Source organism: Streptomyces shaanxiensis, assembly GCF_039537145.1.
Lineage (GTDB): Bacteria > Actinomycetota > Actinomycetes > Streptomycetales > Streptomycetaceae > Streptomyces > Streptomyces shaanxiensis.
Genome location: NZ_BAAAZY010000021.1, coordinates 21522 through 41395, shown reverse-complemented (window position 1 = coordinate 41395; position 19874 = coordinate 21522). Strand labels below are relative to the sequence as shown.

Annotated in this window: 15 protein-coding genes and 1 pseudogene; 7 read left to right on the top strand and 9 right to left on the bottom strand. The window is 70.6% G+C overall.

The window, feature by feature from the left end; translation table 11 throughout:
* Positions 1-157: 157 nt before the first annotated feature.
* The 6 genes and pseudogenes from ABD932_RS32350 to iolC form a co-directional block, all read right to left on the bottom strand.
* Positions 158-1561 (bottom strand): APC family permease, encoded by a 1404-nt coding sequence (locus ABD932_RS32350; RefSeq protein WP_345018183.1) that lies wholly within the window; start codon positions 1559-1561, stop codon positions 158-160.
* 206 nt (positions 1562-1767) lie between these two features.
* Complete coding sequence (gene mmsA / locus ABD932_RS32345; RefSeq protein ID WP_345018181.1) at positions 1768-3270, bottom strand: CoA-acylating methylmalonate-semialdehyde dehydrogenase; 1503 nt, start codon at positions 3268-3270, stop codon at positions 1768-1770.
* Between the two features lie 14 nt (positions 3271-3284).
* The gene (gene iolD / locus ABD932_RS32340) at positions 3285-5192 is read right to left on the bottom strand and encodes a 3D-(3,5/4)-trihydroxycyclohexane-1,2-dione acylhydrolase (decyclizing) (RefSeq protein WP_345018179.1); all 1908 of its coding nucleotides are present in this window, start codon (positions 5190-5192) and stop codon (positions 3285-3287) included.
* A gap of 59 nt (positions 5193-5251) precedes the next feature.
* Positions 5252-5398, bottom strand: a pseudogene (locus ABD932_RS32335) (5-deoxy-glucuronate isomerase); the annotation flags it as partial.
* A gap of 124 nt (positions 5399-5522) precedes the next feature.
* On the bottom strand, positions 5523-6404 hold the full coding sequence (locus ABD932_RS32330) for a Cgl0159 family (beta/alpha)8-fold protein (RefSeq protein ID WP_345018177.1): 882 nt from the start codon (positions 6402-6404) through the stop codon (positions 5523-5525).
* Entirely contained in the window at positions 6401-7351 is a 951-nt protein-coding gene (iolC, locus tag ABD932_RS32325; protein WP_345018175.1) for a 5-dehydro-2-deoxygluconokinase, read from the bottom strand. The genes ABD932_RS32330 and iolC overlap by 4 nt, the downstream gene beginning before the upstream one ends.
* 124 nt (positions 7352-7475) lie before the next feature.
* Between iolC and ABD932_RS32320 the strand changes: the two genes are divergently transcribed.
* The 4 genes from ABD932_RS32320 (at position 7476) to ABD932_RS32305 (ending at position 10670) form a co-directional block, all read left to right on the top strand.
* Positions 7476-8393, top strand: coding sequence for a sugar phosphate isomerase/epimerase family protein (locus ABD932_RS32320; protein WP_345018348.1), 918 nt, complete (start codon positions 7476-7478; stop codon positions 8391-8393).
* 254 nt (positions 8394-8647) lie between these two features.
* Positions 8648-9460: a helix-turn-helix domain-containing protein gene (locus tag ABD932_RS32315; RefSeq protein ID WP_345018347.1), complete on the top strand. Its 813-nt coding sequence runs from the start codon at positions 8648-8650 to the stop codon at positions 9458-9460.
* A gap of 353 nt (positions 9461-9813) precedes the next feature.
* Positions 9814-10014: a helix-turn-helix transcriptional regulator gene (locus tag ABD932_RS32310; RefSeq protein ID WP_345018345.1), complete on the top strand. Its 201-nt coding sequence runs from the start codon at positions 9814-9816 to the stop codon at positions 10012-10014.
* A 68-nt stretch (positions 10015-10082) separates the two neighbouring features.
* The gene (locus ABD932_RS32305) at positions 10083-10670 is read left to right on the top strand and encodes a GNAT family N-acetyltransferase (protein WP_345018173.1); all 588 of its coding nucleotides are present in this window, start codon (positions 10083-10085) and stop codon (positions 10668-10670) included.
* Positions 10671-10696: 26 nt separating this feature from the next.
* Here ABD932_RS32305 and ABD932_RS32300 read toward each other — a convergent pair whose 3' ends face one another.
* On the bottom strand, positions 10697-11740 hold the full coding sequence (locus ABD932_RS32300; RefSeq protein ID WP_345018171.1) for a zinc-dependent alcohol dehydrogenase family protein: 1044 nt from the start codon (positions 11738-11740) through the stop codon (positions 10697-10699).
* A 244-nt stretch (positions 11741-11984) separates the two neighbouring features.
* Positions 11985-14264 carry an MMPL family transporter gene (locus ABD932_RS32295; RefSeq protein ID WP_345018169.1) on the bottom strand — a complete coding sequence of 760 codons (2280 nt, stop codon included), beginning with the start codon at positions 14262-14264 and terminating at the stop codon, positions 11985-11987.
* Between the two features lie 323 nt (positions 14265-14587).
* On the opposite strand from ABD932_RS32295, the gene ABD932_RS32290 reads away from it, so the two are divergent.
* The 3 genes from ABD932_RS32290 to ABD932_RS32280 all read left to right on the top strand — a co-directional run bounded on the left by ABD932_RS32290 (position 14588) and on the right by ABD932_RS32280 (position 17845).
* Complete coding sequence (locus ABD932_RS32290) at positions 14588-15169, top strand: TetR/AcrR family transcriptional regulator (protein WP_345018344.1); 582 nt, start codon at positions 14588-14590, stop codon at positions 15167-15169.
* Positions 15170-15270: 101 nt separating this feature from the next.
* Positions 15271-15510 carry a heavy-metal-associated domain-containing protein gene (locus ABD932_RS32285; RefSeq protein WP_345018167.1) on the top strand — a complete coding sequence of 80 codons (240 nt, stop codon included), beginning with the start codon at positions 15271-15273 and terminating at the stop codon, positions 15508-15510.
* A gap of 166 nt (positions 15511-15676) precedes the next feature.
* Positions 15677-17845, top strand: a complete 2169-nt coding sequence (locus tag ABD932_RS32280; RefSeq protein WP_345018342.1) for a heavy metal translocating P-type ATPase — start codon at positions 15677-15679, stop codon at positions 17843-17845.
* Positions 17846-18482: 637 nt separating this feature from the next.
* On the opposite strand, the gene ABD932_RS32275 is transcribed toward ABD932_RS32280, so the two are convergent.
* Positions 18483-19772 carry a citrate synthase gene (locus ABD932_RS32275; protein WP_345018165.1) on the bottom strand — a complete coding sequence of 430 codons (1290 nt, stop codon included), beginning with the start codon at positions 19770-19772 and terminating at the stop codon, positions 18483-18485.
* Positions 19773-19874: the final 102 nt, after the last annotated feature.

The window sequence follows — 19874 nt, the reverse complement described above, 5'->3', positions numbered from 1 at the left end:
ACGGGACCTCCCGTGGGGGTACGCCGGGGATTTTGTCTACCGCATCCGTGGTACGGCGGCTGAGGGCTCGATCCGTTCTGTGCTCTGCCGAGTGCGGCTGCGTCGTGGCTTGTCACGCCCACGCGGCGGAGCAGCAAATCGATGCAGCCCCGCGCCCCTAAAGGGGCGCCTGCTCGTCCGTCGGTATGGAGACCAGCCAGCGTGTGTCCCGGCGCGGGCGCAGGTACAGCGCCCAGTACAGGGTGGCCACCGCCACTATCCCGCCCGTCCACAGCAGGTACGTCGTCTCCTGCCGGCTCAGGACGTACAGCAGGACCGCGATCAGCAGCACCGGCATCGCCGGCCACAGCGGCATTCGCCACGCGGGCGTGTGCTTGTGGGGGCCTCGGCGGGACGTCAGCGCGGCGACCGCCACCAGCAGGTACATGCCGGTCACCGAGACGCCCGTGACGCCGTACAGGGTGTCGAGGTTCACGAAGCACAGGGCCGCGCCCGGTACGCCCACCGCCAGCGTCGACACCCACGGGGAGCCGAAGCGGCCGAGCTTGGCGAGGACGTTGTTGACCGGCTGGGGCCAGGCCTTGTCGCGGGCGGAGGCGAACAGGACGCGGGAGTTCTGGATGACCATGACGATGCCCGCGTTGATGATCGCGAGGGCCACGCAGAGGCTGACGAAGGTGCCGGTCGCGGAGTTGGACCAGGCCGTCACCATGGTGCCGATGTCGCCGCCGGTCAGCTCCTGGAGGTCCGACGCGCCCAGGGTGATCGCGACGACCGGGACCAGGATGATCACGGCGGAGATCCCGAGGGTGGCCAGGACCGTGCGGGCGACGTTGCGGCGCGGGTTCTCCAGTTCCTCGGAGAGGTAGACGGCGGTCGAGAAGCCCTGGGTGACGAAGAGGGCGATGGCGAGTCCGGAGACGATCAGCAGGGCCGTCACCGTGTCCGTACGGCCGTCCGGGGCGGCCACCTCCATCGACAGCAGGCTGCCGGGGCCGCGCTCGGCGTGCGCGAAGCCCAGTACCGCCACGACGGCCGCGGCGATGACCTCCAGGACCAGGAAGACGCCGGTGATCCAGGCGTTGGCGCGCAGGTCGAGCAGGCCGGCGAGGGTGGCGAGCAGCATGACGGCGGCGCCGGCCAGGGACGGGTCGAGGTGGACGAGCGGGGCGAGGTAGTCGGCCGTGCCCATCGCGATCACCGGCGGGACGATCATGACGACCAGCAGGGACAGCACGAAGACCAGCCAGCCCGCCAGCCGTCCGGCCAGCGTGGACACCATCGCGTACTCGCCGCCCGCGCTGGGGATGAGGGTACCCAGCTCCGCGTAGCAGAACGCCACGGCGATGCAGAGCAGGGAACCGATGGCGATCGTGAGGGCGGTGGCGGTGCCGAGCGAGCCGAACAGGTCGGGGACGACGACGAAGAGGGTGGAGGCGGGGGTCACGCAGGAGAGCGTGAGCAGGGTGCCGCCGACGACGCCGATGGAGCGCTTGAGCTTCTGGGGGCTGTCCGACGCCTCGACGACGGCGCCCTCGACAGGGGTGAGGGTGTCGGTCACGAGGGGGATGCAACATTGACGGAAACCGTCACGTCAATGGCTCATTCCCTTCGGAATTCGTCGCCAGAGGGCGACTTGACGCGTGTTAACGTTGCGTCAAAGCCGTGTACAGCGCGACTTTCGAGCATGCGGGAACCGCAGCGCGGGCCCGCAAAAAAATGGGGCCGTCCGCGATCCGGACGGCCCCACACGCTCAGGTCGGTGCGTCAGTGGTTGCGCGGGAAGCCGAGGTCGACGCCGGACGGGGCGTCGGCGGGGTCGGGCCAGCGGGTGGTGACGACCTTGCCTCGCGTGTAGAAGTGCGTGCCGTCGTTGCCGTAGATGTGGTGGTCGCCGAAGAGCGAGTCCTTCCAGCCGCCGAAGCTGTGATAGCCGACGGGGACCGGGATCGGGACGTTCACGCCGACCATGCCGGCCTCGATCTCCAGCTGGAAGCGGCGGGCGGCGCCGCCGTCCCGGGTGAAGATCGCGGTGCCGTTGCCGAACGGCGAGCTGTTGATCAGCGCCACGCCGTCCTCGTACGTCTCGGCGCGCAGGACGCACAGGACCGGGCCGAAGATCTCGTCCTGGTACGCCTTCGCGGACGTGGGCACCTTGTCCAGGAGCGAGATGCCGATCCAGTGGCCGTCCTCGAAGCCGTCGACCGTGTAGCCGGTGCCGTCGAGGACCACCTCGGCGCCCTCGGCCGCGGCGCCGGTGACGTAGGAGGCCACCTTGTCGCGGTGCGCGGCGGTGATCAGCGGGCCCATCTCGGAGGTCGGGTCGTTGCCGGGACCGATCTTGATCTTCTCGGCGCGCTCGCGGATCTTCTCCACCAGCTCGTCGCCGATCGAGCCGACCGCGACGACCGCGGAGATGGCCATGCAGCGCTCGCCCGCGGAGCCGTACGCGGCCGACACGGCGGCGTCCGCGGCCGCGTCCAGGTCGGCGTCCGGGAGGACCAGCATGTGGTTCTTGGCGCCGCCCAGGGCCTGGACGCGCTTGTGGTTGGCGGCGGCGGTGGTGTGGATGTAGCGGGCGATCGGGGTCGATCCGACGAAGGAGACGGCCTTGACGTCCGGGTGCTCCAGAAGGCGGTCGACGGCCACCTTGTCGCCGTGGACGACGTTGAAGACGCCGTCCGGGAGACCGGCCTCCGCCAGCAGCTCGGCGATCTTGATGGACGCCGACGGGTCCTTCTCGCTCGGCTTGAGCACGAAGGTGTTGCCGCACGCGATGGCGATCGGGAACATCCACATCGGCACCATCGCCGGGAAGTTGAACGGTGTGATGCCCGCGACGACACCCAGCGGCTGCCGGATCGAGGAGACGTCCACCCGGCTGGCGACCTCCGTCGACAGCTCGCCCTTCAGCTGCACGGTGATGCCACACGCCAGGTCGACGATCTCCAGGCCGCGCGCCACCTCGCCGAGGGCGTCGGAGTGCACCTTGCCGTGCTCGGCGGTGATCAGCTCGGCGATCTCGTCGCGGTGCGCGTCCAGCAGTGCGCGGAACTTGAACAGGATCGCGGTGCGCCTGGCCAGCGAGGACTGGCCCCAGGTCGCGTAGGCCTCCTTGGCGGCCGCGACCGCCGCGTCCACCTCGTCGACCGAGGCGAAGGCGACCTTCGTGGTGACCGCGCCGGTCGCCGGGTCGGTGACCGGCCCGAACGTGCCCGACGCGCCCTCGGCGGTCTTGCCGCCGATCCAGTGGTTGACGATCTTCGTCATGACCGGTTTCTCCTTCACAGATGGCGGCGTCGGGTCGAGACGTGCCGTTCGTAGAGCTCACGGGCCTTGACCGCCGACGGTCGCGTCGCGGTCTCGGCCACGGGAACATCCCACCAGGCCTGCGCGGGCGGCGGGCCCGACACTGTGTCTGCCGTTTGGGTCTCGACGTAGACACATGTGGGAGTGTCCGCGGCGCGGGCCTCGGCGAGCGCCTCGCGGAGATCGCTGACGGTCTTCGCGCGCAGCACCCGCATGCCGAGGCTCGCGGCGTTGGCGGCCAGGTCGACGGGGAGCGGGGCGCCCGTGAACGTGCCGTCCTCCGAGCGGTACCGGTACGCGGTGCCGAAGCGCTCGGCCCCCGTCTCCTCCGACAGGCCGCCGATGGACGCGTACCCGTGGTTCTGCACGAGCAACACCTTGATCGCGACGCCCTCCTGCACGGCGGTCACGATCTCCGTCGGCATCATCAGGTACGTGCCGTCGCCGACCAGCGCCCACACGTTGCGCTCGGGAGCCGCCAGCTTCACGCCGATCGCGGCCGGGATCTCGTAGCCCATGCAGGAGTAGCCGTACTCCAGGTGGTACTGGTCCCGCGAGCGCGCCCGCCACAGTTTGTGCAGGTCTCCGGGGAGGGAGCCGGCCGCGTTGATGATCACGTCCGACTCGTCGACGATCGCGTCCAGCGCGCCAAGCACCTGCGGCTGCGTCGGCCGTACGTCCGGCTCGTCGGCCTCGTAGCAGGCGTCGACGCGCTGCTCCCAGCGCTCCTTGTCCTCGGTGTACTCGGCGATGTAGCTGTCGGCGACCCGGTGGCCGTGCATCTCCAGCCTCTCGGTCAGCTCCTCCAGGCCGGTGCGGGCGTCCGCGATCAGCGGCATGCCGGCGAGCTTGTGGCCGTCGAAGGGCGCGATGTTGAGGTTGAGGAAGCGGATGCCGTCGCCGGCGAAGAGGGTGCCGGAGGCGGTGGTGAAGTCGGTGTAGCGGGTGCCGACGCCGATCACCAGGTCGGCGGTGCGGGCGAGTTCGTCGGCGGTGGCGGTGCCGGTGTGGCCGACTCCGCCGACGTCCTGGGGGTGGTCGAAGCGCAGGGAGCCCTTGCCGGCCTGGGTGGAGGCGACCGGGATGCGCGTGACCTCGGCGAACTCGGCAAGGGCCTCCTCGGCGCGACTGTGGTGGACGCCGCCGCCCGCGACGACCAGGGGCCTGCGGGCGGACCTGATCGCCCGTACGGCCTCGGCGAGTTCGGTCGGGTCGGCGCCGGGGCGGCGTACCACCCAGGTCCGCGCGGCGAAGAAGTCGTCCGGCCAGTCATAGGCCTCGGCCTGCACGTCCTGCGGGAGCGCGAGCGTCACCGCGCCGGTCTCGACGGGGTCCGTCAGTACCCGCATGGCGTTCAGCGCGGACGGGATCAGGGCTTCGGGGCGGGTGATCCGGTCGAAGTACTTCGACACCGGGCGCAGACAGTCGTTGACCGACACATCGCCGGCGTACGGGACTTCGAGCTGCTGGAGGACCGGGTCGGCGGGGCGGGTGGCGAAGACGTCGCCGGGGAGGAGCAGGACCGGGAGGTGGTTGACGGTGGCGAGGGCGGCGCCGGTGACGAGGTTGGTGGCGCCGGGGCCGATGGACGTGGTGACCGCGTGGGTGGAGAGGCGGTTCGACTGGCGGGCGTAGCCGACCGCCGCGTGCACCATCGACTGTTCGTTGCGGCCCTGGTGGTACGGCATGGTGGGTGCTGTCCCGCCACTGGACGCGGCGCCGTACTCGATGAGCGCCTGGCCGATCCCGGCGACGTTGCCGTGGCCGAAGATTCCCCAGGTCGCGCCGATCAGGCGCTGCCGTACGCCGTCGCGCTCGGTGTGCTGGGCGGACAGGAAGCGGACGAGCGCCTGTGCGACCGTGAGCCTCGTCGTTGAGGTCATCGGTAACCCCCTGTGCTTTCTGGGTGGGCCGAAAAGAAGCGGATCCGGCACTCTCGTACGGTTCCGCGACCCCGTCCGACTCGATGGCGCGGGTGGGGGACCTCCGGCGCGGGGCCGTAGCGGGCGGGGAGTCTTCGCTCGCACTTCGCTCCTGCCAAAGCAAAGCGGCGACCCGCGCCGGAGGCGATCGGTGCGTCGGCGCTCCGCTGGGAGAGCCGACGTGGTGTTGCGTGTCGTGCGGGGCCGGCCGCGTCCGTGTGGCCGGGCCGCGGGGCGGTGTCGCCTCGCGGCCTGAGGGGACGGAGCGTCCGGCTCGTGGTCATGGGGACCTCACAGCAGTCCTACGGCAGTGTCCACCGCGGCGGTCACGTCGCCGTCGGCCGGGTAGAGCAACGAGCGTCCCACCACCAGGCCCCGCACGGTGGGCAGTTGGAGCGCACCCCGCCACTTCTCGTACGCCCCGTCCTGATCGTCCCCGACCTCGCCGCCGAGCAGCACGGCGGGCAGCGTGGAGGTCGCCATGACCTCGGCCATGTCGTCGGGGTTGTCGGTGACCGGCACCTTCAGCCAGGTGTAGGCCGAGGTGCCGCCGAGCCCGGAGGCGATGGCGACGGACCTGGTGACGGCCTCCGCGGACAGGTCGTTCCTGACCTTGCCCTCGGGGGTGCGGTGGCTGATGAACGGCTCGACGAAGACGGGGAGTTGACGCGCGGCCATGTCGTCGATGGCGCGGGCGGTGGACTCCAGGGTGGTGAGGGAGCCCGGGTCGGCGTAGTCGATGCGCAGGAGCAGCTTGCCGGCGTCGAAGCCGAGGCGCTGGATGTCCTCGGGGCGGTGGCCGGTGAAGCGGTCGTCGAGTTCGAAACTGGCGCCCTGGAGGCCGCCGCGGTTCATGGAGCCCATGACGACCTTGCCGTCGAGCGCGCCGAGGAGGAGCAGGTCGTCGAGGATGTCGGCGGTCGCGAGGACGCCGTCGACGCCGGGGCGGGACAGCGCCAGGCAGAGGCGTTCGAGCAGGTCGGCGCGGTTGGCCATGGCGAACCTGCGGTCGCCGACGCCGAGGGCGCCGCGGGCCGGGTGGTCGGCGGCGACGATCATCAGCCGGCCGGAGTCGCCGAGGAGGGGCCGGCGGGTACGGCGGGCCGCCGCCTCCGCGACCGCTTCCGGACGCTGGGTGCGCAGGCGGACCAGTTCGGCGATGTCGACGCTCACTTGACGGCCCCCGCGGCGATGGCGGCCTCGATCTCGTCCGGCGTCGGCATCGCGGAGGAGCACTCCAGGCGAGAGGCGACGATGGCGCCGGCGGCGTTGGCGTGCCGCATGGTCTTCTCCAGGTTCCAGCCGTTGAGGAGCCCGTGGCAGAGGGAACCGCCGAAGGCGTCGCCGGCGCCGAGGCCGTTGAGGACGTTCACCGGGAGGGGCGGGACCTCGGCCTGCTCGCCCTGGCTGTTGACGGCGAGGACGCCCTTGGGGCCCTGCTTGACCACGGCGATCTCGACACCGGCGTCCAGCAGCGCGCGGGCGGCGGCATGGGGCTCGCGTACGCCGGTCGCGACCTCCACCTCGTCGAGGTTGCCGACGGCGACGGTGGTGTGCTTGAGGGCCTCGGCGTAGAAGGGACGGGCCGTGTTCGGGTCCTTCCAGAACATGGGGCGCCAGTCGAGGTCGAAGACCGTGATGCCGGACTTGGCGCGATGGGCGAGAGCCGCGAGCGTCGCCGTACGGCTGGGCTCCTCGCTCAGGCCGGTGCCGGTGACCCAGAAGATGCGGGCGTCACGGATGGCGTCGAGGTCGAGCTCGTGGGCGTCGATCTCCAGGTCCGGGGCCTTGGGCTGCCGGTAGAAGTACAGCGGGAAGTCGTCCGGCGGGAAGACCTCGCAGAAGGTGACCGGGGTGGGCAGGCCCGGGACCGGGGTGACCCAGCGGTCGTCGACGCCGAAGCCCTGGAGGGCCTCGTGGAGGTAGGTGCCGAAGGGGTCGTCGCCGGTCCGGGTGATGACCGCGCTCTGCCGCCCCAGGCGGGCCGCGGCCACCGCGACGTTCGTCGCCGAGCCGCCGAGGAACTTGCCGAAGGAGGTGACCTGCGGCAGCGGGACGCCGGTCTGCAGCGGGTAGAGGTCCACCCCGATCCGCCCCATGGTGATCAGGTCGTACGCCATCGCGTTCCCTTCGTATCGGCTCTCCCGGCTTTGTAGTCCGGTGCACGCACCCCTGTCAATGTTTTGTCCAGACATTCGGACCAGACCTTGACAGCGCTTGCCACAGGCGCTGAAGCTGACCGCCATGACGTCGTTGTCACCTCAGTCCTCACTGTCCCGCATCCGGATCGGCTCGGCTCCCGACTCTTGGGGTGTGTGGTTCCCCGACGACCCCCAGCAGGTCCCCTGGCTGCGCTTCCTCGACGAGGTCGCCGAGTCCGGCTACGAGTGGATCGAGCTGGGGCCGTACGGGTATCTGCCGACCGATCCCGCCGTCCTCACCGAGGAGACGGCGAAGCGTGGCCTGAAAGTGTCGGCGGGGACCGTGTTCACCGGTCTGCATCACGGCGAGGCCGTGTGGGAGAAGACCTGGGCGCACGTCGCCGACAACGCGGTGCTCGCACAGGCGATGGGGGCCGAGCACCTGGTCGTCATCCCGTCCTTCTGGCGGGACGACAAGACCGGCGAGGTGCTGGAGCCGGACACGCTGACCCCCGAGCAGTGGCGGAACCTGACCTCGCTGACCGAGCGGCTGGGGCATGAGGTGCGCGAGCGGTACGGGCTGCGGATCGTCGTCCACCCGCACGCCGACACGCACATCGACAGCGAGGAGAACGTCGTCCGGTTCCTGGACGGGACCGACTCCGACCTGGTGTCGCTGTGCCTGGACACCGGGCACTACGCGTACTGCGGCGGCGACAGCGTCAAGCTGATCGAGACGTACGGGTCGCGGATCGGGTACCTGCACCTCAAGCAGGTCGACCCCGAGATCCTCGCCGACGCACGGGCCAAGGGGACGCCGTTCGGGCCGGCCGTGGCACAGGGTGTGATGTGCGAGCCGCCGGGCGGGGTGCCTGCGTTGGGGCCCGTGCTGGAGGCTGCGCAGAAGCTGGATGTCGACCTGTTCGCGATTGTCGAGCAGGACATGTACCCCTGCGAGCCGGACGCTCCGCTGCCTATCGCTCGGCGGACGCGGGCGTTTCTTCGGAGCTGCGGGGCGTAGCAGGGCGCCTACTCATCTGCCGGGTTCTGTGGTGGGGCGTCTGCAGGTTGTTCGGGGCTGGTCGCGCCCACGCGGCGGAGCCGCATATCGAAAACTGCCCCGCGCCCCTTGGGGCGTTGCACTATGGCTGGATGATTGGTGCCGTGCGTGTGCGGTCCGGACACGGGCCAGGGGGTTCGTGGGAGGTGGCCCTCACCGCACCCCATCCCCGTCTCCAGCCCGGGGTGATCAGTTATCGCGGGATCCGGCTCTGTCTGGAGCGGCCTCGGCGGCGGCTGGAAGTGCCGATCGGGGCGGCGAGCCTGCTGCTCGGTTTCGGCGAACCGGTGCGGATCACTCGCGCCAACCGCCCCCCGGACACCCTCGTCTCCGTGTACTGCGGGCCGACCACCACCCCCGCCGTCGGTGAGCACAGTGGTCGGCTGGGCGGTATCGAGGTGCTGTTGATGCCGTGGGCGGCGTTCACGTTGTTCGGGACACCGCAGTACGAGCTCGCCAATCGCACCGTCGACCCCGACGACCTGCCGCATGCCCTGCCCACCCGAATCGGCGAACTCGCCGCCGCGCTGGCCGCGTTGCCGACCTGGGCGGAACGGTTCGGGCTGCTCGACGACGTGTTGGCGCGCTGGTCGGCGGCCGGTACGCCGTGTTCGGCCCGGGTGGTGCGGGCCTGGGCGGAGCTGATACGCACGGGTGGGTCGATGCCGGTGGGGCGGCTCGCCGACGAGGTGGGGTGGAGCGTACGGCACCTGGAGAACCGCTTCCGGGAGCAGATCGGGCTGGGCCCGAAGGCGGCGGCACGTGTGCTGCGGCTGCAACGGGCGCGTCGGCTGCTGGCCGCGGGGCGCGGCCAGGCGGAGACCGCGGCGGCCTGTGGGTTCTACGACCAGGCGCATCTGAGCGGGGAGTTCAAGGCGATGACGGGGTGCACGCCGCGCGAGTTCACGGCGGCGCGAGGGGTGCCGGTCGGGACACCCGTGCCGGACCGGCTGACGGGCGAGGCGACCAGTCTCGTGCTCGCATCCGGCCGCGGTGCGCATTTTTCCAAGACCCGTGACCTTGGCTGAATGCAGGCTTTGATCCTCGGCGAGCCGCAGAGGCGGGGGAGCTGGTGGGTCGGGCCCGGCGCAGCGGGTCCGACCCACCGTTGCGTTGGACCTGCGGCGGAACCGGCGTCTGTCAACGCGCCGCGCCCCTGTACCGGCGGGCGCCTTTGCGGTACTTGTGTCACAAGCGCATCTTTCCTGTCACGCATGTCGCAAGTACGCGGGCCCTGCGTCACACCCCGTGCACAGGCACTGCCCCCTCCTCACTGTGCGTCGTTGACCGGACACAGGCTTTGTGATCACCGGCGCAGCGCACGGTCCCCCCGACGACCGCCCCCGGTCGCCGCCGCGGCGCGCGCGAGGAGGTGCAAATGATGACCGACCGAACCCTCTGGTCGTACAAGGAGATCGCCGCACACATCAAGGTGCAGCCGGACACCGTGCGGTCCTATCGCAAGCACGGGCTGCTGCCCCCGCCCGACCATGTGGAGGGCGGCAAGCCCTTCTGGTACCCCGACACCGTCCGGGCCTGGGTGGAGTCCCGGCCGGGCAACAGAGGACGCCGGACGGACTGACCCCCTGACCTGCCGACCTCCCGGAAAACAAGCTGTGCCCCACCAGCCACGTGGGGCACAGTCGTCCCATGGACTTCTCCGTCAAACCCACGCTCACCGGCGACAAGACCGTGCTCCGGCCGTTCACGGAGGCCGACGCCGACGTCATGTGGGAGATCCTCGAGGACCCCGAGGTCCTCCGCTTCACCGACGAGCCCTCCCGGGAGCTCACCCCGGAGCAGGTGCGTTCCTGGTACGGCTCCCGCTCCGACCAGCCCGACCGCCTCGACCTCGCCGTCACCGACCGCGCCACCGGCGAACTCGTCGGCGAGGTCGTCCTGTACGAGTGGGACGCCAAGGCCCGCAGCTGTACGTTCCGCACGCTCATCGGGCCCCGGGGACGCGACAGGGGGCTGGGCACCGAGGCCATCCGCCTCATCGTCGGCCACGGCTTCGAGCAACTCGGGCTGCACCGAATCGAGTTGGAGGTCTACGGCCACAACCACCGTGCCCTGCGGGCCTACGAGAAGGTCGGGTTCGTGGTGGAGGGAGTCCGGCGGGAGGCCGATCTGAGGGACGGCGAGTGGGTCGACTGGGTGGTCATGGCCATCCTCGACCGCGAGTGGCCCGCCCGGCACGGCCGCCCCGTCGCCGCCCTCAGCTCCACGCCTTCATGACCCTCAGCTCCACGGCTCGATGAACGTCAGCTCCACGGCTCGATGACGGTCACCCCCGCCCCCGGCGCCGTCCCCATCGCCTCCAGCGCGCTCGGCACCGCGTCCAGCGCGATCGTCGACGTCACCAGCAGATCCGGCCGCAGCACCCCCGCCCGTACCAGCTCCAGCATCGGCGGGTAGGTGTGCGCCGCCATGCCGTGGCTGCCCAGGAGTTCGAGCTCCAGGGCGATGGCGCGGGCCATGGGGACCGGGGTCGTGCCTGACTCCGAGGGCAGCAGGCCCACCTGGATGTGCCGGCCCCGGCGGCGCAGGCTGTTGACGGACGCGGCGCAGGTGACGGGGGAGCCGAGGGCGTCCAGGGAGAGGTGGGCGCCGCCGCCGGTCAGGGCGTGGATCGCCGCCGACGTGTCGGGCACGCCCGACGCGTCCACGCACTCCACCGCCCCGAACGTCCGCGCCAGGTCCAGGGCCTGCGGCGAGACGTCCACCGCGATCACCCGTGCGCCCGACGCCGCCGCGATCATCACCGCCGACAGGCCCACCCCGCCGCAGCCGTGCACCGCGACCCACTCCCCCGCCGCCACCCGGCCCTGCTGCACGACCGCCCGGAACGCCGTGGCGAACCGGCAGCCGAGCGAGGCCGCCGTCGCGAAGGACATCTCCTCGGGCACGGCGACAAGGTTGACGTCGGCGTGGTCCAGCGCCACGTACTGCGCGAAGGAACCCCAGTGGGTGAAGCCGGGCTGGGTCTGCCGCTCGCACACCTGCTGGTCGCCCGCCGCACACGCCGCACAGCTGCCGCAGGCGCACACGAACGGCACGGTGACCCGGTCGCCGGGGCGCCAGCCGGTCACCCGGTCGCCCACCGCCTCGACGACACCGGCGAGTTCATGGCCCGGCACATGCGGCAGCGTGATGTCCGGGTCGTGCCCCTGCCAGCCGTGCCAGTCACTGCGGCACAGCCCTGTCGCCTCGACGCGCACGGTCACTCCATGGGGGGCTGGGTGCGGGTCGGGCACCTCACGCACCTCGGCCGCTTCCCCGTACCGCTCGAACACCACAGCCCGCATGCCCGTCTCCCTTCGGCCGCGCCCCTTGCACGGAGATCATCGCGAACGCTAGACGCTCCGCTGGGTTCGCGGTACGGCACCCACGCGCCCTGATCAGCTGGGGTGCGCGGCGGCGAGGTGCACCCCGCGCGCGGCGGAGCCGCAAGCCGATAGGAAGCAGGCTTGTCCGAGTGGCCCAAGGACTTTCCCCGGGCCACTCGGTCGCGTACGACAGCCCCGCGCCCCTGAGGCCCCTCCGGCAGGGTCAGCCGCGCGCGCTCACCTTGTCCCGCTCCTGTGCGGGTTCCGGTGCCGGGGCCGCCGTCGGCCCGTTCGACTCTCCCTCGCTCACCCCGAACCGGTCATGGAACCGCCGCAGCGGCCCCGGCGCCCACCAGGTCGCCCGCCCCGTGAGGCGCATGACCGCCGGCACCAGGAGGCTGCGGACGATCATCGCGTCCATCAGCACCGCGAGGGCGATACCGAGGCCGAGCATCTTGGTGTTGGTCACCCGGGAGGTGCCGATCGCGACCATCACCACCGCGAGGATCACGGCGGCGGCGGTTATCAGACCGCCGGTGCGTTGCAGACCGTGGCGGACCGCCTGGTCGTGGTCGCCCGTCGCGTCGTACTCCTCCTTGATGCGGGAGAGCAGGAACACGCCGTAGTCCATCGACAGGCCGAAGGCGACGCAGAACATCAGCACCGGGAGGGTCGTCTCGATCGAGCCGGGGCTGGTGAAGCCGAGCAGTCCGGACAGATGGCCGTCCTGGAAGACCCAGACCACCGCGCCGAACATCGCCGTCAGGCTCAGCGCGTTGAGCACGACCGCCTGGATCGGTATCAGCACACTGCCGGTCAGCAGGAACACCAGCAGCAGGGTGACGATCGCGATGAAGGCGGCCGCCAGGGGCAGTTGCTGCGCTATCGCGTCCTTGGAGTCGACCAGCACGGCCGCGGTGCCGGTCACCTCGGTGTCGAACGGCGCCTTCGCGGCGCGCAGTTCACCCACCAGGCGCTGGGCCGGTTCGTCGACCGCCTCGCCCTTCGGCAGCACCGTGAAGTACGCCGAGTCGCCCTTCACCAGCGGCCCGTCGACCCGGAGCACATCCGGGAGGGTGGCGATCCGCTTCTTGTAGTCGGCGTACTGCGCCTGCGTCGCCCGTCCCTCGGCGAAGACCTCCAGACCGCCGCCGGGGCTGCCCGGGAAGCCGTCGCGGATGTGCTGCTGCACCACATGGGACTCGGCGCTCGACGGCAGCTGGCGGTCGTCCGCGGTGCCGAACTTCACGCCCAGGAAGGGCAGTCCGAGCAGGACCAGGACGGCGGTGGTGCCCAGGGCGAAGAAGGGGGCACGGCGCATGACGAGGTTCGCGGTGCGGGTCCAGGCCCCGCCCTCCGTCGCACCGGACGCCTGATCGGATGCCTGACCGGACTCCTGACCGGACTCCTGACGGGCCCCCTTCGGCCGCCCCCGCCGGAACAGGCGCCGCAGGTCCAGGGAGTTGACCCGGTGGCCGAGCAGGACCAGTGCCGCCGGGAGCAGGATCAGCGCGGCCGCCGCGGCCAGCAGCACCACCGCTATCCCCGCGTAGGCGAAGGAGCGCAGGAAGTACTGCGGGAAGAGCAGCATCGCCGCGAGGGAGACCGCGACCGTCAGGGCCGAGAAGAGGACCGTGCGGCCGGCCGTGCGCAGGGTCGTGCCGACCGCCGCCAAGGGCTCGGCGCCCGTGGCGAGTTCCTCGCGGAAGCGGCGGACGATGAACAGGGCGTAGTCGATGGCGAGGCCCAGGCCCAGGGCCGTGGTGAGGTTCATCGCGAAGACCGACACGTCCGTGAGCTCGGTCAGGCCGCGCAGCACCGCGTTCGTGCCGAGGATCGCGACGATGCCGATGCCGAGCGGCAGCAGGGCCGCGACCGCGCTGCCGAAGACCATCACCAGCAGCACCAGGGTGACCGGCAGGGCGATCACCTCGGCGCGGGTCAGGTCCTCCTGGATGGTCGTCTGCATCTCGTGCCGCACGGCGACCGGGCCGCCGACGCTGACCTCCACCGGACCGTGCGCGCCCCGGAACTCGGGTGCGAGGCGGTCCAGGGTCTCCCCCATCTCCTTCTCCTCGCCCGTGATGCGGGCGGCGATCAGCGCCTCATGGCCGTCCTCGGCGCGCAGAGCGGGAGCCGACGAAGAGTCCGCCTGCCAGTAGGAGCCGACCCCTGTGACGCCCTTCTCGGCGGCCAGGCGCTCCGTGAGCCGCCGGGCCTCGGCGGCGACCGCAGGGTCGTCCACCGAGGCGCTGCCCGCGTCCACGAGGAGCAGGAGGTTGGGCTGGGACGCGGGGAACTCGCGCTCCAGTGCCTTGGTCGCGTACGTCGACTCGGCGTTCGGGTCCTCCCAGCCGCCGCTGCCCAGCCGGTCGGCGACGCCGCTGCCGGCCACCACCGCGAGCGCGGTGAGCACCAGGGCCACGAGCAGCGACAAGCGGGGGCGTGCCGTCACGAAGCGGGTCCAGCCTCCGACGCGGGGTGGCCTGTTGACTTCGGTCATTGTGCGGTGTCCCCTTCACCCTGATCCATGCTGCTCATCGCCCGATGCGCGCGCCTGATCCACGTGGGCACAGCCGGGCAGCATGGAGCCGTCGCTGCCATAGACTGGCAAACACGAGAGATCGCTCGCGTTTCTCAAGAATGCGAGCGACCGCTCGCGTTTGTCAATCGCGTCCGGAGAACTGGGGATAACGCGTGCCCGCCAACCGGGAGAAGGCCAACCAGAACCAGCAGGTCCATCAGGTCCAGGAAGGTCAGCAGGACCACCAGGGGGCCGGCGAGAAGGACCAGCCGCGCCGCCGCCAGGCCCGCGGCGAGCGCCGTATCGCCCAACTCCTGGAAGCCGCGGCCACCGTCTTCACCACCACCGGCTACACGGCCGCCAGCACCAACGCCATCGCCCGCGAGGCGGGCGTCTCGCCGGGCACGCTGTACCAGTTCTTCCCGAACAAGGAAGCGATCGCGATCGAGCTGGGCGACCGGCTCATGCACGAGATGCGCGAGACGTACGGCGAGGCGCTCGCGCCGGTGGACCCCACGACCCCCCTGGAACAGGCGGTCGGCGCGGCCGTCGACCGGTTCATCGCCTTCAACTGCGAGCACCCGGTGTTCTTCGCGCTGATGCACGGCCCCGACATCCCCGGCCGCATCACCGAGGAGCACGACGCCCTGCACGCGACCCTGCTCTCCCGGATCGAGGACCTGCTCTCCTCAGTCCTGCCGGACATCCGGCCGGCCGACCTCTCCCGGACCGCGCACATGTGCCTGGGCCTGTACAAGGCGGGCCTGGAACTGGTCCTCGCCCACGAGGGCACCGAGCGCGACGCGTACGTCCTGGAGCTGAAGAACGCGCTGATCCGCTACCTCGCCCCACTGGTCGGCGACAGACTCGGGCCGACCCACTGACCACTCCCCCTTGGAGTAATTACCCCGTAGGGGTATAGCGTGGGATACGGGAGGCCCCCTTGGGCCCCGTCAGCCCCACATGCCTCGACGAGGAGAACGACATGACCGCGCAGACCGACACCCCGGGTTCCGTCACCGCCGTCTACAAGGTGAGCGGCATGAGCTGCGGGCACTGCGAGGGTGCCGTGTCCGGCGAGATCTCCGAACTCCCCGGCGTCACCTCGGTGAAGGCCGTCGCCTCGACCGGCGAGGTCACCGTCGTCTCCGCGGCCGCGCTGGACGAGGAAGCCGTTCGCGCGGCCGTCGACGAGGCGGGCTTCGAGCTGGTCGCCAAGATCTGAGCCGGACATGCCCCGCACCACCGACCAACCGCCGATACCGGGGGCCACCGGCCCGACCGGCGCAGCCGACACGACCGGTGCAGCCGACACGACCGGTGCAGTCGGCACAACCGGCCCGACCGGCGCTGCCGTCACCACCTCCGATGTCGAGCTGCTCATCGGCGGGATGACCTGCGCCTCCTGCGCGGCCCGCGTCGAGAAGAAGCTCAACCGCATGGCCGGCGTCACCGCCACGGTGAACTACGCGACGGAGAAGGCGAAGGTCAGCTACCCCGCGGGCACGGAGGTCGCCGACCTCATCGCCGTGGTGGAGAAGACGGGGTACACCGCCGAGGAGCCTGCTCCCCCGCAGCCCGCGCCGGAGCAGGCCCCGGAAGACCCCGAACTGGCCGCCTACCGCCGGCGTTTCACCGTCTCCGCCCTGCTCGCGGTCCCCGTCATCCTGCTGTCGATGATCCCGGCCCTGCAGTTCGACAACTGGCAGTGGCTCGCGCTCACCCTCGCCTCGCCGGTCGTCGTCTGGGGCGGGCTGCCCTTCCACCGCGCCGCGTTCACGAACGCCCGGCACGGTGCGGCGACCATGGACACGCTGATCTCGATGGGCACGCTGGCGGCGTTCGGCTGGTCGCTGTGGGCGCTGTTCCTGGGGGACGCGGGCATGAGCGGCATGCGCGACGACTTCGAGTTCACGGTCGCGCGCGTGGACGGCGCCTCGCAGATCTATCTCGAGGTGGCCTCCGGGGTCGTCACCTTCATCCTCCTGGGCCGCTATCTGGAGGCCCGCGCCAAGCGGCGCGCGGGAGCGGCACTGCGTGCCCTGATGGAGCTCGGCGCGAAGGACGTGTCGGTCCTGCGGGACGGCCGCGAGGTCCGTGTCCCGGTCGACCGGCTGGCCGTCGGCGACCGGTTCGTCGTACGGCCCGGCGAGAAGATCGCCACCGACGGCACCGTCGTCGAGGGCGTCTCCGCGGTGAACACCGCCATGCTGACCGGCGAGTCGGTGCCGGTCGACGTGACGGTCGGGGACGCGGTCACCGGCGCGACGGTCAACGCGGGCGGCCGGCTCGTCGTCGAGGCGACCCGGGTCGGCGCCGACACACAGCTGGCGCGCATGGCGAAGCTGGTGGAGGACGCGCAGAACGGCAAGGCCGAGGTGCAGCGGCTCGCCGACCGGATCTCCGCGGTGTTCGTCCCTGCGGTCATCCTGCTCGCGGTCGCCACCTTCGGGGCCTGGCTCGGCATCACCGACGACACGGTCGCCGCCTTCACCGCGGCCGTCGCGGTACTGATCATCGCCTGCCCCTGTGCACTGGGGCTCGCCACGCCCACGGCCCTGATGGTCGGCACGGGACGCGGCGCGCAGCTCGGCATCCTGATCAAGGGTCCCGAGGTGCTGGAGTCCACGCGCCGGGTCGACACCGTCGTCCTGGACAAGACCGGCACGGTCACCACCGGTCGTATGACCCTCCAGAAGGTGTACGTCGCCGAAGGCGCCGACGAGGAGCAGGTGCTGCGGCTCGCGGGCGCCGTGGAGCACGCCTCCGAGCATCCCGTCGCCCGGGCCGTGGCCGCCGGCGCCGAGGAGCGGGTCGGACGACTGCCAGAGGTCGAGGGGTTCGAGAACATCCCCGGGCGCGGCGTACGCGCACGCGTGGAGGGCCGTGACGTGGCCGTGGGGCGCCTTTTCGGGGAGCTGCCACCCGAGCTCGCCCGCGCCCGGGAAGAGGCCGAGAGGGGCGGTCGTACGGCCGTCGTGGTCGGGTGGGACGGGGCGGCGCACGGTGTCGTCGCCGTCGCGGACGCGGTGAAGGAGACCAGCGCCGAGGCGGTGCGCGCACTGCGCGCGCTGGGACTCACCCCGGTACTGCTGACCGGGGACAACCGGACGGTCGCCGAGGCGGTGGCGGACGCGGTCGGCATCGATGCCGATCAGGTGAGCGCGGAGGTCCTGCCCGAGGACAAGGTCGAGGCGGTGCGGCGGCTGCAGCGCGAGGGGCGGTGTGTCGCCATGGTCGGCGACGGCGTCAACGACGCGGCCGCGCTCGCCACCGCCGATCTGGGTCTCGCCATGGGGACGGGCACGGACGCGGCGATCGAAGCGGGCGATCTGACGCTGGTGCGCGGGGACCTACGGGTGGCCGCGGACGCGATCCGGCTGTCCCGCCGGACGCTGGCCACGATCAAGGGCAACCTCGTGTGGGCCTTCGGGTACAACGTCGCCGCGTTGCCGCTGGCCGCGGCGGGGTTGCTGAACCCGATGATCGCGGGGGCCGCGATGGCCTTCTCGTCGCTGTTCGTGGTGACGAACAGCCTGCGGCTGCGGACGTTCCGGTGAATTCGTAGTAAGAACCCCACTGGGCCCCTCTGGAGTCCGACGCCCAGCTCACATAAGCTCTTCACAAGGCTCACGCATCATCCTTACGCTTGGGTCCCGATCGACATATCGGGGCTCTTGCGTATCTAACGGACATATGCAAGAGACGCAGATCACAGTGATGTGAACGTAACCATCGAAGGGGTTCGAAGGTCTAAGTTGACGATGTCAGAGAGCGTCTTGGGGGGCGCTTGCTGGCATCTGAGGATGTCTTGGGGGACTTCCTCAGAGTTGCGTTGCCGGGGCACGTACATCGGGAAGCTTTGAGCGGCCCTCCCGAGCGTGCGCTGTCCCGGCAGACCGCACACAACCATGAGTACGACGAGTTCTGCTCGTTCTGCTCAAACGGCAACACCGAAAGACAGCGAATTCAGGCGCTGGTCTCTCAGACGCCCGGCCGGATCCCGTGGGGGGAATCCGCACCGGGACATGGGAAGGCGCCCTGGACGTCGGCCCGTGGGGGGACCGCCGCCAGGGCGCCTTCTGTTATCCGCTGTCCGCCCCGTCCGCTGCCCGCCGTCCGCTCAAGAGACGCGGGCGCACACACAAGAGCCCCGCACCCGACCGAGGTCGGGCACGAGGCTCCGAGGAACGAGGCTCAGCGCTCCTCGACGGGAACGAAGTCGCGCTCCACCACGCCCGTGTAGATCTGGCGCGGGCGGCCGATGCGGGAGCCCGGCTCCTTGATCATCTCGTGCCACTGGGCGATCCAGCCCGGCAGACGGCCGAGGGCGAACAGGACCGTGAACATCTCGGTCGGGAAGCCCATGGCCCGGTAGATCAGGCCGGTGTAGAAGTCGACGTTCGGGTAGAGGCTGCGCGAGACGAAGTAGTCGTCGGAGAGCGCGTGCTCCTCGAGCTTCAGGGCGATGTCCAGCAGCTCGTCGGACTTGCCGAGGGCCGAGAGGACGTCGTGCGCGGCGGCCTTGATGATCTTGGCGCGTGGGTCGAAGTTCTTGTAGACCCGGTGGCCGAAGCCCATCAGGCGGACGCCGTCCTCCTTGTTCTTCACCTTGCGGATGAAGGAGTCGACGTCGCCGCCGGAGGCCTGGATGCCCTCCAGCATCTCCAGGACGGACTGGTTGGCGCCGCCGTGCAGCGGGCCCCAGAGCGCGGAGATACCGGCGGAGATCGACGCGAACATGTTCGCCTGCGACGAGCCGACCAGACGGACCGTCGACGTCGAACAGTTCTGCTCGTGGTCCGCGTGCAGGATCAGCAGCTTGTCGAGCGCGGCGACGACGACCGGGTCGAGCTCGAACTCCTGCGCCGGCACCGAGAAGGTCATCCGCAGGAAGTTCTCGACGTAACCGAGGTCGTTGCGCGGGTAGACGAACGGGTGGCCGATCGACTTCTTGTACGCGTACGCCGCGATCGTCGGAAGCTTGGCGAGCAGACGGATCGTCGAGAGGTTGCGCTGCGTCTCGTCGAACGGGTTGTGGCTGTCCTGGTAGAACGTGGACAGCGCGGAGACGACCGACGACAGCATGGCCATCGGGTGGGCGTCGCGCGGGAAGCCCTTGTAGAAGTTCTTGACGTCCTCGTGCAGCAGGGTGTGCTGCGTGATGTCGTTCTTGAAGGTCGAGAGCTCGTCGACGGTCGGCAGCTCACCGTTGATCAGCAGGTAGGCCACCTCCAGGAAGGTGGAGCGCTCGGCCAGCTGCTCGATCGGGTAGCCGCGGTAGCGGAGGATGCCCGCCTCGCCGTCGAGGTAGGTGACGGCGGATTTATAGGCGGCGGTGTTGCCGTAGCCGCTGTCCAGCGTCACCAGACCGGTCTGGGCGCGGAGCTTGCCGATGTCGAAGCCCTTGTCGCCGACGGTGCTGTCAATCACCGGGTAGGTGTACTCGCCGTCGCCGTACCGCAGTACTACAGAGTTGTCGCTCACGTCTTCCCTCACCGACGTTGTGCCTCATCTTCGAGGTTGCCCTGACTGTCTCTACCCTCCCCCATTTGGCTCAGGAGAGTGCACTCGGGGTCGACCATTGGG